Origin of the sequence: Mesorhizobium sp. LjNodule214, from assembly GCF_964252735.1 — a bacterium.
Taxonomy (GTDB): Bacteria; Pseudomonadota; Alphaproteobacteria; order Rhizobiales; family Rhizobiaceae; genus Mesorhizobium.
The window spans coordinates 2,324,175-2,341,290 of the sequence record NZ_CAXUPE020000001.1 but is presented as its reverse complement, the minus strand read 5'-3'; the positions used below and the strand labels follow the sequence as shown (position 1 = coordinate 2,341,290).

Annotated in this window: 16 protein-coding genes; 8 read left to right on the top strand and 8 right to left on the bottom strand. The window is 64.9% G+C overall.

What is annotated here, in order from left to right; translation table 11 throughout:
• The first annotated feature begins 21 nt into the window (after nt 1–21).
• From ACSQ3Z_RS10945 to ACSQ3Z_RS10910, 8 genes are all read left to right on the top strand, one after another.
• The gene (locus tag ACSQ3Z_RS10945; protein ID WP_436171282.1) at nt 22–1,269 is read left to right on the top strand and encodes an ROK family transcriptional regulator; all 1,248 of its coding nucleotides are present in this window, start codon (nt 22–24) and stop codon (nt 1,267–1,269) included.
• Between the two features lie 226 nt (nt 1,270–1,495).
• The gene (locus ACSQ3Z_RS10940; protein ID WP_436171281.1) at nt 1,496–2,497 is read left to right on the top strand and encodes a tagatose kinase; all 1,002 of its coding nucleotides are present in this window, start codon (nt 1,496–1,498) and stop codon (nt 2,495–2,497) included.
• A gap of 124 nt (nt 2,498–2,621) precedes the next feature.
• Nucleotides 2,622–3,350, top strand: a complete 729-nt coding sequence (locus ACSQ3Z_RS10935; RefSeq protein WP_436171280.1) for an SDR family oxidoreductase — start codon at nt 2,622–2,624, stop codon at nt 3,348–3,350.
• A gap of 38 nt (nt 3,351–3,388) precedes the next feature.
• On the top strand, nt 3,389–4,162 hold the full coding sequence (locus ACSQ3Z_RS10930; RefSeq protein WP_436171279.1) for an SDR family NAD(P)-dependent oxidoreductase: 774 nt from the start codon (nt 3,389–3,391) through the stop codon (nt 4,160–4,162).
• A gap of 215 nt (nt 4,163–4,377) precedes the next feature.
• Nucleotides 4,378–6,264 carry an ABC transporter ATP-binding protein gene (locus ACSQ3Z_RS10925; protein WP_436171278.1) on the top strand — a complete coding sequence of 629 codons (1,887 nt, stop codon included), beginning with the start codon at nt 4,378–4,380 and terminating at the stop codon, nt 6,262–6,264.
• Nucleotides 6,264–8,156 (top strand): ABC transporter ATP-binding protein, encoded by a 1,893-nt coding sequence (locus ACSQ3Z_RS10920; protein WP_436171897.1) that lies wholly within the window; start codon nt 6,264–6,266, stop codon nt 8,154–8,156. Before ACSQ3Z_RS10925 ends, ACSQ3Z_RS10920 begins: the two co-directional genes overlap by 1 nt.
• Nucleotides 8,157–8,354, top strand: a complete 198-nt coding sequence (locus tag ACSQ3Z_RS10915) for a hypothetical protein (RefSeq protein WP_436171277.1) — start codon at nt 8,157–8,159, stop codon at nt 8,352–8,354.
• A gap of 62 nt (nt 8,355–8,416) precedes the next feature.
• Nucleotides 8,417–9,913, top strand: coding sequence for an HAL/PAL/TAL family ammonia-lyase (locus tag ACSQ3Z_RS10910; RefSeq protein WP_436171276.1), 1,497 nt, complete (start codon nt 8,417–8,419; stop codon nt 9,911–9,913).
• A gap of 166 nt (nt 9,914–10,079) precedes the next feature.
• Here ACSQ3Z_RS10910 and ACSQ3Z_RS10905 read toward each other — a convergent pair whose 3' ends face one another.
• The 8 genes from ACSQ3Z_RS10905 to ACSQ3Z_RS10870 all read right to left on the bottom strand — a co-directional run bounded on the left by ACSQ3Z_RS10905 (nt 10,080) and on the right by ACSQ3Z_RS10870 (nt 17,096).
• Nucleotides 10,080–10,628 carry a flavin reductase family protein gene (locus ACSQ3Z_RS10905; protein ID WP_436171275.1) on the bottom strand — a complete coding sequence of 183 codons (549 nt, stop codon included), beginning with the start codon at nt 10,626–10,628 and terminating at the stop codon, nt 10,080–10,082.
• A gap of 63 nt (nt 10,629–10,691) precedes the next feature.
• Nucleotides 10,692–11,912 carry an acyl-CoA dehydrogenase family protein gene (locus ACSQ3Z_RS10900; protein ID WP_436171274.1) on the bottom strand — a complete coding sequence of 407 codons (1,221 nt, stop codon included), beginning with the start codon at nt 11,910–11,912 and terminating at the stop codon, nt 10,692–10,694.
• A gap of 27 nt (nt 11,913–11,939) precedes the next feature.
• The gene (locus ACSQ3Z_RS10895) at nt 11,940–12,728 is read right to left on the bottom strand and encodes an alpha/beta fold hydrolase (RefSeq protein WP_436171273.1); all 789 of its coding nucleotides are present in this window, start codon (nt 12,726–12,728) and stop codon (nt 11,940–11,942) included.
• 12 nt (nt 12,729–12,740) lie between these two features.
• Entirely contained in the window at nt 12,741–13,757 is a 1,017-nt protein-coding gene (locus tag ACSQ3Z_RS10890; protein ID WP_436171272.1) for a zinc-dependent alcohol dehydrogenase, read from the bottom strand.
• A 13-nt stretch (nt 13,758–13,770) separates the two neighbouring features.
• Nucleotides 13,771–14,796 carry a branched-chain amino acid ABC transporter permease gene (locus ACSQ3Z_RS10885; RefSeq protein ID WP_436171271.1) on the bottom strand — a complete coding sequence of 342 codons (1,026 nt, stop codon included), beginning with the start codon at nt 14,794–14,796 and terminating at the stop codon, nt 13,771–13,773.
• The gene (locus tag ACSQ3Z_RS10880; RefSeq protein ID WP_436171270.1) at nt 14,793–15,656 is read right to left on the bottom strand and encodes a branched-chain amino acid ABC transporter permease; all 864 of its coding nucleotides are present in this window, start codon (nt 15,654–15,656) and stop codon (nt 14,793–14,795) included. Before ACSQ3Z_RS10880 ends, ACSQ3Z_RS10885 begins: the two co-directional genes overlap by 4 nt.
• Nucleotides 15,643–16,371, bottom strand: a complete 729-nt coding sequence (locus ACSQ3Z_RS10875; protein WP_436171269.1) for an ABC transporter ATP-binding protein — start codon at nt 16,369–16,371, stop codon at nt 15,643–15,645. The genes ACSQ3Z_RS10880 and ACSQ3Z_RS10875 overlap by 14 nt, the downstream gene beginning before the upstream one ends.
• The gene (locus tag ACSQ3Z_RS10870) at nt 16,368–17,096 is read right to left on the bottom strand and encodes an ABC transporter ATP-binding protein (protein ID WP_436171268.1); all 729 of its coding nucleotides are present in this window, start codon (nt 17,094–17,096) and stop codon (nt 16,368–16,370) included. Before ACSQ3Z_RS10870 ends, ACSQ3Z_RS10875 begins: the two co-directional genes overlap by 4 nt.
• Nucleotides 17,097–17,116 lie beyond the last annotated feature (20 nt).

The window sequence follows — 17,116 nt, the reverse complement described above, 5'->3', positions numbered from 1 at the left end:
AGGTAGCCTGGAGAGACCTACGTGAATGACCCGGCGTTGACCGCCAGTTCGCATCGCAGAATTCGACAAAGCAATGAAGTGGCGGCTCTGAGAGCCCTTCACCAGTTTGGACGACTGAGCCGAGCCGAACTCGCACGCAAATTGCGCCTTAACCGCTCTTCGTCGGGGCATATCATCGCCAGCCTGACGGCAGACGGTCTGGTGCGCGAAGCCATCGAGGATCCGCCCGAACAACCGGGTTATGCCCGGGTCGGCCGCCCCGGCATCATGCTGGAACTGGTGCCGGATGCCATATTCTTCCTTGGTGTGGAGATCGGCGTCGAACATATCAGCACGGTCGAGATCGATCTCGGAACCAACATCGTTTCGACGAATGTGGAACCGTTCGACGGACCGTCGATCAGCGTCGAGGCTGCGGTCGATCGCGCGGTAAGCCTGGCTCTCCAATCCATTCCGGCGTCGAAACTGGAGCGATGCGAAGGCTTTGGCGTCTCGACGCCGGCGCAGATGGACAAGCACGGCCTGGTCCGCCTGGCGCCGCTTCTCGGCTGGCGAAACGTTCATCTCGCCGAGCTGGTGCGAGACGTCCTGCCGCTGCGCGTTCCGGTGCTTGCCGAGAACGATGCCAACGCATTCGCCATCGGCGCGACCTACGGGCGCAGCGAGGCGCATTCAGGCGTGACGCTGTTTCTCGTGATGGAGAGCGGCGTCGGCGGCGGCATCATCATCGACGGCAATCTTTTTCGCGGCGCCAACGGGCTGGCGGGCGAGATCGGGCACCTGATCATCAGCGACGCGCCAGGTCCGCGCCGCAATCTGGAACAGCTGATCGGCCTTGAAACCATCATGGGCGAATACCGCAAGACCTCCGCCCTCAGCCATCCGGCATTCGGCAACTTCCTGGCCGATGTCCAGGATCGGCTGCCCAGCGCCGTCTCCATCGCCGAGCAGTGGGCAAAGGCCCTGGCAACGGGGCTTGTGCAGGCCTGCCGGATCATCGACGCCGACCGGATCGTGCTGGGCGGTTCGGTCGCCGCGCTCTATCCGCTGATGGCGGCCAGGGTGGCCGCACATATCCACGCCATACAGGAATCCAGTTTCCCTTTCCCATCGATCACGGTGAACGATGAAGGAACTGTCGGTTCCGCTTTCGGTGCAGCCTGCATGCTGCACCAGCGTTATCTGTCTCTGGAGAGCCAGCGTTTCGCCGACGATACGGCGGAACTCGAAGAGCCGGAGGCAGACGAAGGGCGATTGGCGCCATTGTGAAGCCGCTGCAAAAGCGACCGCGCACCAATCACCGCAAACTCTCGACCCGATTAATATGTTGCATAAGCATACAAATGTCCATAACGTGCTATTTGGAGGAATAACAGCGCATTCCATCGTGGCCCGTCTCAGGCCGCCGTTTGCTGCCAGTATCAGCGAGCGCGTCCGCGAGACCTGCGGCAAGCGCGCTCTCCGATATCGACGTGCCCAACAGCCGAGCCAGCCGATGCCCACGGATGCGATTTCAAATCAGACCAAGCTCGCAGCGGACACACTCGGGCCGACTGTCGTCATCGGCGAGATCCTGGTGGAGATCATGGCGAAAAGCCGTGGCGACGGTTTCCTCGAACCAATCGAACTCATCGGCCCCTACCCCAGCGGCGCGCCGGCGATCTTCATCGATCAATGCGCCAAGATCGGCGGCTCGGCGGCAATTGTCGCCTCGGTCGGCGACGATGATTTCGGCCGCCTCAACATCGAACGGCTTCGATCCGACGGCGCGGACATATCGGCCATCTCGGTCAGCCCTGACTATCCAACCGGAAGCGCGTTCGTCCGCTATCGCGACGACGGCTCGCGCGACTTCGTCTACAACATCGGAAAATCCGCGGCCGCCCTGGTCAGCCTGACGGCTGAGGCGAAGGCGCTGTTCGCGCGGGCCGGACACCTGCACGTCATGGGTACAGCTCTTGCCATCCCGGGTGTCTGGGAGATGATGGATCATGCCATCGGCGCCATCAAGCAGCGCGGCGGATCCGTTTCCCTCGACCCCAATCTGCGCAAGGAGTTGCTCGGCCACGGACAGACGCGGGAGCGCTTCGCCAGGCTCATCGATGTCGCCGACCTTGTCCTGCCCTCCGGCGACGAATTGTTCGTGGCAGCTGGCGTCGAAGGCGAGGCCGCCGCGGTCGCCGCTCTGTTTGCCCGTGGCGTGACGGAGATCGCGCTCAAGCGCGGCGAACACGGATCGACATTTTTCGGCGCCGACGGCTCGCGGCTCGATTGTCCGGCGTTCAGGGTTGCCGAGGTGGATCCGACGGGCGCCGGCGACTGTTTCGGCGGCGCTTACGTTGCTTGCCGGCGCCTCGGCATGCCTGCGTTCCAGGCGCTTGAATATGCCAATGCCGCGGGCGCTCGCAACGTCACCATGCAAGGCCCGATGGAGGGTGCCGCGTCACGCAAGCAGCTTGACGAGTTCATCGCCGTGACCCCGAAAAACGTCCGATGACCGACCTGCTCGGAGACCTGGCGAGGGCGGCGCAATGGTTGGCCAATGGGCGTCACGTTGAGAGCGGACGACACAGGTTTGGACACGGCCGTGCGCGGCCAAACAGATAGATTGGAGGATTGAGATGGGTCAGGATCTGTCGGGAAAAGTCATAGCAATCACCGGTGCGGCGTCCGGTATCGGCCTGGCCTGCGCCAAGGCCTGTCTTTCTTCGGGGGCACGCGTCGTTCTTGTCGACTATGCCGAGGATCGGCTGCAGAGCCTGTCGGCGGAACTGGGCGCCAACGCGATCCCGCTGGTGGTCAATCTCACCGACCCAAAAAGCGTGGCGGGCATGATGCCGGCCATTCTGGACAAGGCCGGCCAGCTCGATGCCTTCCACGCCAATGCCGGCGCCTATATCGGCGGCGATTTTACGGACGGCGATCCGGACGCCTTTGACCGGATGCTGAACCTGAACGTCAATGCCGTATTCCGAACGGTTCATGCGGTCCTGCCGCACATGATCGAACGCGGCACGGGAGACATCGTCGTCACCAGCTCCGTTGCCGGCCACACGGCCGTGCCGTGGGAGCCGATCTACACCGCTTCAAAGCACGCGGTTCAGGCGTTCGTCCACGCGCTGAGGCGGCAGGTCGCGAAACACGGCATCCGTGTCGGTGCGATCGCCCCCGGGCCGGTGCTGACGCCCCTCGTCGAAGACTGGCCGAAGGAGAACCTCGACCGGGCGATCGCCGCGGGGACCCTTTTCGACCCGAAGGAAGTCGCCGAGGTCCTGGTTTTCATGCTGACGCGATCGCGCACGGTAACGATCCGGGACGTCGTCATCCTGCCGGCCAACTTCGATATCTGACAGCACGGCAAGTCGGCATCGGAATTGGGAGGAGGACCATGTACCAGGCTCGTTTCAGGGTGGACAACGAGGTCGCCGTGGTGACCGGCGGTGGCCGCGGCATTGGCCTCGCATGCGCGGATGCGCTTGGCGAGGCCGGCGCTTCCCTGGTGATCATCGAACCGGACGAGCAGGTCGGCAGTGCCGGAAGGGATGAGCTGATCGCGAAAGGTCACAAGGCCGAACTGGTGATCGGCGACGTGACATCGTCGGCAAGAGTGACCGAGATTGCCGACATGCTGGCTGGCCGTGGCACGCCGGCTTCGATCCTCGTCAACAATGCCGGCATCGGCAGCAGCGGCATTTCACTGGAGGATGTGGACGACGAACTGTGGCTGCGGATGATGGACGTCAACGTCAACGGCGTCTTCCGGTGCTGCCGCGCCTTCGGCAGGCACATGATCACCGCCCGGCATGGCTCGATCGTCAATCTCGGATCGATGTCCGGCACGATTTGCAATCGGCCGCAGCCGCAGACGCCCTATAACGTCTCGAAAGCGGCCGTCCATCACTTGACGCGCTCGATCGCCGCCGAATGGGCGCCGCATGGGGTGCGCGTCAACGCGGTCGCGCCGACCTACATCGAAACGCCGATGGTTCTGGCGATCCCAGAGAACAAGACGCGGATCGAGGCTTGGTTGCGAGACACGCCGATGGGCCGGATGGGACAGGCGCATGAAGTCGCAAGCGCCGTGCTGTTCCTCGCCTCCGACGCGGCCAGCCTGATGACCGGCGCCGTCGTGCCTGTCGATGCCGGATTTACATGCTGGTAGGACGGCGGCCCCCGAAAATCCCTTCGCGGGCGGCTCGATGCCGCATAAGCGCGTGCACCTGGACACCTCAGCATAGAGTGCCCCAGTCGATCCTCGACAGTTCTCGTCCGCGATCGCCAGGCACAGTGCGATGCCGCCATTGGCCCTTGAACGGTCAAGTCGGGCAAGCGTAACATCCCGCTATCTAATTGAGTCTGCTTCATTCGTCCGAGCTAATGCTCGGATTGGTCTGGATACTTTCCTTGAATACGCAAGCCATCGGCGGCGCGCCGGAGCGCGGCAAATCGTTTGCCCATGTGGCCGAAGCCTCGTGGGGCAAGGGCCTCAGCACCTTGCTCCGCATCGTGCGCATGACGCTGCGCCATCCTTGGCAGGTCGCGATCACCATCGCCTCGACGTTCATCGCCGCGACGCTGCAGCTTTTCATTCCGCGCTTGCTGGGACGCGCCATCGATCAGGCGCAAGGCGTGATGGCGGCGGGTGCCGGCGCCGCGGCAGAGCATGCGCTGTGGAACACGGCGCTGACGCTGCTCGTCGTCAGCATCCTGCGCGGTCTCTTCACCATGGCGCAGAACTACTTTGGCGAGGCCGTCGGCCATCAGACCGGCTATGAACTGCGCCTGGCTTTCTACGAGAAGATCCAGCGCCTGAGCTTTTCCTTCCACGACCGGGTCCATACCGGCGATCTCATCACGCTCGGCCTGCTCGACCTCGACGGCGTGCGCATGTTCTTTTCCACCGGCATCCTGCGCGTGGTCCTGCTCGGCGTGCTGATCGGCGTCGGCGCCTATCTGCTGATCAGCACCGATCTCGTGCTCGGGCTGCTCAGCCTGAGCTTCGTGCCGTTCGTCGCCTGGCGATCCTCGGTCACCCAGCTGGCGTTGCGGAGCACCTGGCTGACGCTGCAGCAGCGGCTGTCGGTACTGAGCCGGGTGATGGACGAGAACCTCGGCGGCATCCGCGTGGTGCGTGCCTTCGCGGCGCAACGGCACGAGCTGGAGAAATTCGACCGCGCCAAGCAGGATGCGCTGGACCTGGCCACCGAGCGCGTCGACATCCGCGTCAGCAACACCAGCGCCATGAACTTCTCGTTCCTGGCCGCCATGGGCCTGGTGCTGTGGTTCGGCGGCCAGAAGGTGATTGCAGGCCAGATCAGCGTCGGCACGCTGGCCCAATTCCTCACCTTCATGACCATCCTGCAGATGCCGGTGCGCCAACTCGGCCTGATGGTCAACTCGTTCGCACGTGCCTCGACCTGCGGCACGCGGCTGTTCGAGCTGCTCGATGCCGAGCTCGATATCGAGGACGCACCCGATGCCAAGGACCTCGTCGTCACCGACGGTGTGCTGCGCTTCGACAATGTCGGCTTCCGCTATGCGGGCGCTAGCCGCCCGACGCTGTCCGGCATCTCCTTCGAGGCCAGGTCCGGCGAGACCATCGGCATCGTCGGCCCGCCAGGCAGCGGCAAGTCGACCATCGCGCACCTGATCCCGCGCTTCTACGACGTGACCTCAGGCGCGATCACCATCGACGGCCAGGACATCAGCAAGGTCACGCTGCAGTCGCTGCGCAAGGCGGTCGGCGTCGTGCAGCAGGATGCGTTCCTGTTCACCACCTCGATCGAGAACAACATCGCCTATGGCAATCCGTGGGCGCGCGAGACCCGCATCGGACAGGCCGCCGAATACGCCCAGCTGCACAACTACATTATCGGACTTCCCGCGGGCTACACCACGGTCGTCGGCGAACGCGGAGCATCGCTTTCCGGTGGCCAGCGGCAGCGCCTGACCATCGCGCGCAGCCTGATGCTGCGGCCATCGGTGCTGGTCTTCGACGATTCCACCGCCGCCATCGACGCCGGCACCGAGCAGCGCATCCGGGCGGCGATGAAGCGCTTCGCCAGGGACCGCGTGACGCTCATCATCTCGCACCGTCTGAGCTCGCTGATGCATGCCGACCAGATCCTGTTCGTGGAGGGCGGACGGATCGTCGAGCGCGGCACGCATGAGGAACTGCTGGCGCTGGGTGGACGCTATCGCGCGCTCCACGACCTGCAGCTTCGGCCGGAAGACGACCGGCCAGCGGCCATGGGAGCCGCATGATGTCGACACAGAACGACGACGAGAAGGAAGACACCAGCGGGCGGCCGACAAAGGCTGTCGTCGGCTCGCACCGCGACGAGGAAGAGGTTTTCGGCAAAGCCTACGATCCGCGTATCGTGCGGCGCATCTGGAGCTTCGTAAAACCCTATCAGGGCCGGATTTCCATCTCGGTCGCCGCCGTGCTGGTGTTCACGCTGACGCAGCTGGCGATTCCGCTGGTCATCCGCTACGCCATCGACCATGGCATGGCGGCAGGCAGGCTCGACCGCTCGGTGATGGTCTGGGCGACCGGCGCCTTCGCGGTCATCATCCTCATCAACTACGGCGCCAGCTATGTGCAGGAAAGCGTCGTCGGCAAGGTGGCCGAAAACGTGCTGTCCGACCTGCGCCGCGCCATGTTCAGCCATTTGCAGCTGATATCGTTGAGCTTCATGGACAAGACCGAGGTCGGCCGGCTGATGTCTCGCCTGCAGGGCGACGTCAATTCGATGCAGGAATTCCTCGAGACATCGGTGATGTCGGTCGGCGACATCGTGCTGTTGTTCGGCATCGTCAGCGTGCTGCTATGGCTGGATTTCCGGCTCGGGCTGCTGACGCTGGCGACCATGCCGGTGCTGTTCATCGTGCGCCTGTTCTGGCTGCCGCGCGCCAAGGTCGCCTTCATGGCGGCGCACGAAACCAACTCTATCGCCAACGGCGCGCTGGCCGAAGGCATCCATGGCGTGCGCACGGTGCAGAGCCTGGAACGCCAGCACGTCAATTTCGACCTCTATGACGAGAAGGTGCTGGCCAATCTCCGTGCCCATCTTCGGTCGGCGAAATATGCGCAGGTGATGGTGCCGATCGTCGACACGCTGACCGGCATCGCCATGGCGACGGTCATCGTCGTCGGTGGTTCGATGGTGCTGTCGCACAGCCTCGACGTTGGCGTCATGGTGGCGTTCCTGTTCTACATCCAGCGCTTCTTCGACCCGATCCGCTCGCTGACCATGCAGTACAGCGTCATGCAGCGCGCCATGGCTTCGGGCCAGCGCATCTCCGAAGTGCTCGATGTGCCGGTGGACGTCAGCGACAAGGACGGAGCGGTTAGACTGTCGCGCGACATGGACGGCTCGGTCGAGTTCAGGAACGTCACCTTCGGCTATAGGCAGAACCTGCCGGTGCTGAAGAACATCTCCTTCCGTGTCAATCCGGGCGAGACCGTAGCACTGGTCGGCCCGACCGGATCGGGCAAATCCAGCTCCATGGCGCTGGTGCATCGCTTCTACGATGTGTGGTCGGGTCAGGTCCTGGTGGGCGGGCATGATGTCCGCGACCTGACGCAGGATTCGCTCGGCGAGCAGGTGGCGATGGTGCTGCAGGAGCCGTTCCTGTTCTCCGGCTCGGTGCTGGAGAACATCCGCTATCACAAGACCGGCGCCAGCCGAGAGGAGGTGGTGCGCGCGGCTCAAGCCGTCGGCGCGCACGACTTCATCGAGCATCTGTCTGATGGCTACGACACGGAACTCGAACAGCGCGGCGGCAATCTCTCGCTCGGCCAGCGCCAGTTGATCAGCTTCGCGCGGGCGCTGGTGGCGGACGCCAAGATCCTGGTGCTTGACGAAGCCACGGCCAGTATCGATTCCTACACCGAGATGCTGATCCAGAAGGCGCTGGTAAAGCTGCTCGAAGGCCGCACCGGGCTGGTCATCGCCCATCGGCTGGCCACCATCCGCGGCGCCGACCGCATCATCGTCCTGCAGAACGGCGAGATCGTCGAAAGTGGCAACCACGAGCAATTGATGGAAAGAAAGGGCCTCTACGCCCGCCTCTACAACATGAACTACGCTTCGTTCGACGATATTTCAGAAGGCGAGATGGAACCGGAGGCAGCGGTCGGCAAGGCGACGTGATTGGTGCAGGTTCGCGCGTGGCGGCATCACAATCTGGAACGATTTGAAGCCGGCAAGCCGCTGGTGCTAACCACCGTCACTTTGCGCTCGGCGGAGCGCAAGGACGAAAGCGCGTCCTGGGAGATGCCCTCGTCGGTGATCACCTCGATGATCACCGGCATTTCGCTGCCCATCGACGGCGGTTATACCTGTCGATGAGGCCGAGCCACCTTGTCGACTGGGCCATTTCCTGAACATCAATCATAGGATACATGCAGGACATGACGCTCAGAATGATACTCCTCGACGCCAAGCCGCTCGGCGCGGCCGATGTCGCCGAGATCGCACGTCGCAACGCCCGCCTGGTGTTAGGCGAGGAGGCGATGCGCCGCATCCGCGCGAGCCGTGCCGTCATCGAGCGTCTCGCGCAACTCGGTAAGCCGATATACGGCGTCACCACCGGCCTCGGCGCGTGTGTCGACACGCCGCTGGCGCAGGCCGATCTGATCGCCTTCCAGCATAGCATGCCGCTCAGCCACAGCATGGGCATCGGACCGGCGCTGGCGACCGAGGCCGTGCGGGCAATGATGGTAGCGCGCATCTCGGGCATGGCCGCGGGCGGCACCGGCGCCTCCGAGCGTGTGGTCATGGGCCTGGTGGCGGCGCTGAACGCCGGCGTCCACCCGGTCATCCCCGCCTGGGGATCGATCGGGGCGGCGGACCTCGCGCCTCTCGGCCACATGGCGAGGGCGCTGCGCGGCGATGGCGAGGTGGAGTTCCAGGGCAAGGTCATGCCGTCTGCCGAGGGGCTGGCGCTTGCCGGGCTCGCGCCGCTTGACCTGCGCGAGAAGGACGGCCACGCCATCATCGTCGCCAACAGCCTTTCGACCGGAACGGCCTGCCTCTACCTCGAAGACGTCACGCATCTCATCGACTGGTCGATGGCTGCGGTGGCGCTCAACTACGAGGCCTTCCGTTCATCGCTGACCGCAATCGACGAGGACGCGCTGTCGGCGCGACCGGCGTTCGGCCAGCGCGAGATCGGCGCGCGCCTGCGGGCGGAGCTCGAGGGAAGCGGGCTGTGGCAGGAGAATGCGGCGCGGCGCATCCAGGACCCGCTCAGCTATCGCTGCGTGCCCCAGGTGTGGGGCGGCCTGCGCTACGCGTTGGAACAGGCAAGGCTGGCGACGGAGATCGAGCTGACCCATTCAGGCGACAACCCGGTTATCCTGCCTGCTGCCGAACGGGTCATCTCGAACGGCAATTTCGACCTTACGGCGTTGACGCTGACCTGGGAACAGCTCGGGCAGGCCCTCGCGCATTGTGCGGTGGGCACCGCCAACCGCTGCATGAAGCTGATGTCGCCGACGGTGGCGGAACTGCCGCGCTTCCTGTCGGCCAGGGGCGGCAGCCGCCAGGGTTATGCCGAATTGCAGAAACCGCTTGCCGGCCTGGAGGCCGAGATCCGGCATCTGGCCAATCCGATGTCGCTCAGCCCGCTTGCCGTTTCGGACGGCATCGAGGATCAGTCGTCGATGGCGCCGCGGGTGGTGGCCAAGACCGCCGAGATCATCGTGCGCCTGCGCTATCTGGTTGCGATGGAACTGATCTTTGCCGCGACCGGGGTGGAGCTGCGCGGTGTCGTCGGCAGCATGGGCGAAGGACCACAGCGCACCTATGCCGCCGTACGCGCGCTCGTCCACCCGCTCGACGACGACCGCGAAATGAGCGCCGACATGACGCGGATTGCCCGGATGGTCGCGGGGCCACGGTATTGAGCCGGCGCCTCGTGGCGCCCTTTCGGCGCATCGGCGTTTTCGAGCACCCGTGGAACCCGGATCGCTTAGAGCGGTTCAGCTTTTGATAGAACCGCCGACCCGCTCTAAGTATTTGTTTCTACGCAATTCCGGACGGAAAACCGCTACGCGTTTTCCTGGAGTTTCTCTAAAGAAAACGCGACGAATCGAGAAGCTCGGCCACGCCGTCAAGTTGCTTGTGCAGGCGATGCCAGCGACGGTCGAGATAGACCAGCGAATGCGCCTCCGGAAGGACCTCCTCAGGCTGCACCTCGCCTTCCAGCAGTTCCGCCGCGACCAGCGTCGCGCCCTCGATAGGCAGGAGGCCGAGCCGGCGGGCGCGGAACCAGGTCGAAACTCCGGTGTAGCGCGGTTCGCCCGTGGGCAGTCGCGTCCAGGCGCCCCCCGGCGGGAAGCGTTCCGCGCCGCTCGACGCGCAGAGTTGCGCCAGGTCGATATCGGTGAAGCGGAGCAGGTGGATCACCATGGTCTCGGCCCGCAGCATGGGCTCGGACGAGGTGGATTTCATCGAAAGCGAGAAGGCGACGACCGGCGGCGCGGCACTTACCGAGATCAGCGAGGACACGGTCATCGCCACCGGTCGGTCGCCAGGGTCGGCCGTGATCACGGCGACACCGGCCGGATGGTGGCGAAAGGCCTCGCGGAAGGCGTTGGTCATCGGATGCGGGAAGCTCATCGACGTGTCTCTTCTGCAGCATGAAAGGGGGCCGGGCGGCGTCCGCTGCCCGGCCCTTCGGAACTACTTCTTCTCGATCAGGTCATAGAACTGCCAAACATGGTTGCTCCAGACACCACCTATGTCGCGGCCGGCCGACGTGACGATCGACGGCGCGATCGTGAAGTGGTTGGCCGCCACCATCATCTCGCGGAAGATGCGCTGCATCACGCCGGCGCGCAGCGACGCGCCGCCCGCCGCGCGATAGGCGAAGTTGCAGATATCGACGCCCACCTCGTGGATCTCGGACTTGGCCAGATGGACAAGGCTGATCTGCCGCGTCGAGGTTCTGTTGCCGGCTTCTACCGTCGCCTCGATGTCGCGCCAGACTTCGAAGACAAAGGCGCGGGCAGCGCGATAGCGGGCCTCGGTGCGGCCATAGTCGTGCCAGAACTTCTCGCTCTCGCCGATCAGCCCGGCGCGGCCCGACTTCGTGCGGGCGAACTTGGCGATCTCGTCCAGCATCCGCCGCCCGGCCCCCAGTGCCCAGCCGGTATGGCCGATGGCGGCGAGACCTACGACACCGAGACTGAAGAACTCCTTCTGGCGCAGCGGCGGTGCGGTCAGGATCGGGAAGACGAGATCGTCGGCGATGAAGACGTCCTCGGCCGCATAGTCGATGCTGCCGGTGCCGCCGAGGCCCAGAACGTCCCAATTGCCGAGCTGCTTGTGCTCGGAGATCGGCGCATGGGCGCACATGATGATCACGTTGCCCTTGTCGTCTTTGGCCGGCTTGCCGGAGCCATCGTCGACGAAGGCGGCGCTGTGGCTGTAGGTGGCGTGGCTGAAGCCGCTGCCATAGCTCCACTTGCCGTTCAGCCTGTAGCCGCCGTCGACCTTCTTCAGCATGCCGAGCGGCGCGCCCTGCCCCGAGAAACGATTGTCGGTGCCCGGCGCGAAAAGCCGCTCGACCGCACTGTCGGGCAGGAAGGCCGCCGACATTGCGCCGATGCAGCAATGCACCATGGAAACCCAGCCCGCCGATCCCGAATGCCAGGTGATCGCCTCTATGAGTTCGAGGCCCTGGGTGGGTGGCAGCTGCGCGCCGCCGAGGCTCTCGGCGGCGAAGATATGCGACATCCGCAGCGGCTTCAGCACCTCGAACGTGGCCTGGGTCAGTTCGCCGCTCTCCTCATCGGCGGCGGCATTGGCTTCCAGGATCGGGCCGATCTCCGCGATCGTCTTCAGCATGTCGCCATGGTCGACGGTGGTACCCCAGTAGCCGTGCTTAATCGGTTTGTTCATCGTCTTTCCTTCCTCCTTCAAATGCGGTTAGCCGGCGAGAAAATCGCCAATCTTCCTAAGCGTTTCGGGCTTTTCCTGCTGCACGAAGTGGCCGGCATCCTCGACCAGGATCAGCCGCGCATCGGGCAGTGCCTCAACCCAGAGCGGCGCCTGACCGGCTGGCAGCATGCGGTCCTCGGTGCCCCAGACGATCAGCGTCGGGTTGGTGATGCGCGCCAGGAAGCGGCGCAGGTTCGGGTGGCCCATGCCGAACGGCGTCAGCAACCGGCCGAGCGTCTCGCCTTCACGTGCGCGATCGGCGCCGAAGGCTTCCGCGAAAGCGGGGTCCGAACCATCCGGGAAATAGCGCAGGGCCACCGAGACGTCATGTGCCAGATAGGCCGGCAGATCCTGCGGCGCGACCTCGCCGAGATTGGTGGCCGGGTGGGCAGGATCGTTCAGTCCGGCAGGTGCGATCAGGACCACCCTGTCGAAACGCTCGCGCGCCACGCCCGCAAGTTCGCTCGCCATCCACCCCCCCATGGAAAACCCAATGAGATGAGGCTTCTCCGGCAGGTCCAGAATATCGAGCAGGTCCAGATAGTGCAGAACCATGTCGGACATGCCCGCCACATGCGGCGCGGCGCCCGAAAAGCCGAAGCCGGGGTGGCTCGCGCAGAGCACGCGGAAGCGGTCGGCAAGTCCTTCGGCGAAGTCGAAGCCTTCAAGCGTCGCGGCGCCGTGCAGGAACAGCATCGGCTTGCCTTTGCCGATGGCCTTCACCACCGTTTTCGTGCCGCCGACATCGTATTCGAGCGTTTCGAACTGAATGGCCATTCACATTTCTCCTCAGACAAGGTCCGGCTTGATCAGCACCTTGCATTGCGTGGTGCGGCGGCGAAGGCTCTCGAATATCTGCGGAACCGGCGAGAGGTCGATCCGATCGGTGATCAGCGCCTGCGGCGCGAAAGGTCCGCCGCGCAGCGCATCGAGCGCGGCGCCGAATTCGTTGCGCTGATGGAAGAAGACCGAGAACAGCAGGCTCACCTCCTTGGTCAGCGCGACGAACGGATCCCATTCGTCGCCGCCGATACAGAGGCCGACGCCGACCACCGTGCCCTGCAGCCGGACCGCCTCGACCGCGGCACCCAAGAGGCCCCGCTTGCCGACGCATTCGAAGACGATATCGGGTGCTCCGCCGCAGAGATCGGCGAGATTTTCGGCCAGCTTATCGCCGGAAAGCGCGAAGCCGGTCGCGCCGAGCGCGAGCGCTCGCTCGCGCTGATGATTGTGGATGTCGGCCACGACCACACGCGAGGCCCCCATCCGCCGCGCCCAGAAGGCGACGAGCAGGCCGATCGGTCCGGCGCCCAGGATCGCGACCCGGTCTCCCGGCTTCATGCCCGAGCGGATCACGCAATGCAGCCCGACCGAGAGCGGCTCGGCCAGCGCACCGTCCTCGAGCGCCACTTCGTCGGGCAGGATATGGCATTGGCGCGCGGCGACGGTCACGTATTCGGCATAGCCGCCGCCGATCAGCACCATCTCGGGACAGCGCGCCGGATCGCCTCGCCTGCAGGCCTCGCAGTGCCCGCAGCCGCGCATCGGCACGACGGCCACGCGGTCACCGGTTCGCAGGCCGGTCACCTCCGCCCCGGTGTCGATGACCTCACCTGCGAATTCGTGGCCGAGGACGAAACCGCCGCCGATGCCGAAGGGCACCGGGTCCTCGGTGATGTGGAGGTCGCTGCCGCAAATACCGCAGGCGGCAACGCGCAGCAGGACTTCGTCGGGCGCTGGTGCCGGATCGGGCACCATGCCGATCCGCAGCGGACTGCCGACCGTGTCGAAGATGGCCGCTTTCATGAAATCCTCCCTGTCAGCGATACGGATCAACCAGCTTGCGCTGGATCGGGAACCATGGCGCGTCCCATCGTTTCGAGATCAGGCCCCAGATACCCGAGCGTGCGTATAGTGCCACCAGCAGCGTCATCAGGCCGAGGACGACGAAATAGGTTGCGCCGTATTCGCCGAACCAACGGTCGGCGATGAAGAAGATGAGAGACCCGATCAGGACGCCCTCGATCGACCCGATCCCGCCAACCATCACGATAAAGATCGCGATATTCGCCCACATCGGATCGAAGGCCGAGCCGGGGGTGATCCGCAGCTGCGCCATGAAGTAGATCGCCCCGGCAAGGCCGCACCCGACCGCCGCCGCCACGTAGATCAGGAAGCGCAGCTTGGCGACGTTCACGCCCTGGCTGGCGGCCGCGACTGGATTGTCGCGGATAGCGATCAACGCGAGGCCGAAGCGCGAGCGAAGCAGCCAGTAGCTGCCGCCCAGCGTGAGCAGCAGCATCCCCGCGCAGAGCAGCGACATGGCGACATTTCGCTCGAACGCCGAATAGTCCTTCATCACCCGAAGCGACATGCCGGCGCCGGAATTGACCAGCGGCAGGTTCGAGGCGGTCAGCCGGAAAACCTCGGCCACCACCCATGTGCCGATCGAGAAATACGGACCGTCCAGGCGGTGAAGCAACAGGTAGATCGGCACCGCCAGCACAGCCGGCACCAGAAGCGAAAGGAAGACCGCCGCGAATGGATCGATGCCGTAAGTCTGTGCCAGCACGAAAAGCGCATAGCCAGAAGCGCCCATGAAGGCCTGCTGGCCCACCGAGACGAGGCCGGCGTAGCCTGCGAGCAGGTTCCACATCTGCGCGACGGCGATATAGCAGCACAACTCCAGCATCGACCGGATCGTTCCGGTCGATGCCCACCACGGCATGGCGGCCAGCCCGATCAACGCCAGCACCGCCAGCGTCATGGCGATGCGGCCCGATGGCGTCTGGCGCTGGACCAAAACCTCGGGCACCTCGGCCGCGGCATAGGGGATCGCGCTCATTGTGACGCCTTTCCAAAAAGGCCCTGCGGGCGGGTCGCCAGCATGATCAAGAAGACGATATGTCCGGCGAGCACGCCGAAGCCGGGATCGATGCGGAAGCCGATGGCCTGCGAGATGCCGAGCACCATCGAGCCGATGAAAGCGCCCCAGATGGCGCCCATGCCGCCGATGATCACCGCCTCGAAGGCATAGATCAGCTGCGCCGGTCCGTCGGCGGGCGCGACGGTCGACCGCAGCGCCTGGAAGACGGCCGCAAAGCCGAGGATACCGACCGCGGCCGCCGTCGCCATCGCATAGACGGCGCGCGGGTTGATGCCGGTCATCGCCGCCGCCTCGACATCGGCCGAAGCGGCGCGGAGCGCGCGGCCGAAACGCGTGCGCTTCAGCATCAGGTCGAGACCCCAGGTCAGCCCCGTGGCGACCGCAAGCACGATCAGCGGAAGAAGGCCGACATAGATGCGGCCGATCTCGATTGACTGGCTTTCCAGCCCGTGGCCCGGCAACGATCTGCTGTTCGCGGACCAGATCTGCAGCATCAGGTTCTGCAGCGCGATCGACAGCCCGAAGGTCGCGATCAGCGAGGGCAGCGGATCGCTGCCCACCACGCGGTTCAGCACGGCCTTCTGCAGCACCCAGCCCATCAGCACCGCCAGCGGCACCAGCACGATCAGCACCGGCAGCGGCCCAAGGCCCCAGGCCGTGGCGATCGAGATGCCGATTAGCGATAGCAGGATCACCAGATCGCCATGGCTGATGTTGACGATCCGCATGACGCCGAACATCAACGCCATGCCGAGCGCATACTGGGCATACATGCCGCCCAGCAGGATCCCCTGCACCAAGGCGTCAAACCACTCCATGGCCCGCTCCAAAATAGGCTTTGCCAATCTGCTCGCGCGTGACGTCTGCAGACCTGCCGGTGAGGGTCACGCGCCCCTCCAACATGCAGTAGAGACGATCCGAGGCGGACTGGGCGAGGCCCACATCCTGTTCGACCACGATCACCGCCGTGCCGGTGGCGCGGATCTCGGGCAAGGCGGCATAGATCTCGCGGATCACCTTGGGCGCGAGGCCGAGGCTGATCTCGTCGCAAAGCAGCACGCGCGGCTGACAGAGCAGCGCGCGGCCGATCGCCACCATCTGCTGCTGCCCGCCCGAGAGGCTCTGCACCTGGGTGCGGGCCCTTTCCTTGAGGATCGGGAACAATTGGTGCAAGCGCGGAAGCGTCCATCCGCCCTTGGCACCCATGCGCGCGGCCTGGTCGATGGCGACACGCAGATTGTCCTCGACCGACATGCCGGTGAAGAGGCGGCGGCCCTCCGGCACGATGGCGACGCCCTTCTGCACCATGCGGTCGGTCGCGGTGCCACCGACAGGCTCGCCGTTAAGCCGCACCATCTCGCGCGCGACCGGGAGCAGGCCCATGATCGAGCGCAGGAAGGTGGATTTTCCTGCACCGTTCGCGCCGATCAAGGCCACGGCCTCGCCCTGGTGCAGTTCAGTGTCGACGCCGTAGAGCGCCTGGAAATCCCCATAGTGGGCGAGGAGCCCATGGGTGGAAAGAACGGCCGTCATGCCTCGATCCCCATATAGACGCGCTGGACCTCGGGCAGCGCAATGACCTCGGCAGGTACGCCTTCAGCGATCTTCTCGCCGAAGTTCAGCACCAACAGCCGGTCGGCCACCGCCAGCAGTGCGTGCAGCACATGCTCGATCCACACGATCGTGATGCCGCGGTCGCGGATGCGGCGCACCAGCGCCACCAGCGCCTTCGATTCATCGTCGGTCAGCCCGCCGGCAATCTCGTCCAGAAGCAGCAGCTTCGGATCCGAGGCCAGGGCACGCGCCAGTTCCAGCCGTTTGCGGTCGAGCAGCGTCAGTGCGCCCGCCGAGACATTGGCCTTGTCGGAGAGCTCGCAATCGCGCAGGACCTGGGCACAGAAGGCATAGCTCTTCTTCTCGGACCGGCCGCCGCCGAAAGCGGCGGCGACCAGCAGGTTCTCGAAGGTGGTCATGCCGGAATAGGGGCGCGGAATCTGGTAGGTCCGCCCGATCCCCATCTTGCAGCGCCGGAAAGGCGGCTCGCCGCGAAGCGCCGTGTCGCCGAGCTGGATCTCGCCGCCTGACGCCCTCATGTCGCCGCTGATCATGTTGAACAGCGTCGTCTTGCCGGCTCCGTTCGGGCCGAGGATGCCCAGCACCTCACCCCGATGTACATCAAAACTTACCTCATGCAGGACGCGGACGGCGCCGAAGGACTTCGATACGCCGCGTGCTTTCAGCAGGATTTCTCTAGCCATAGCTCCCTCCGCGTCCCGGC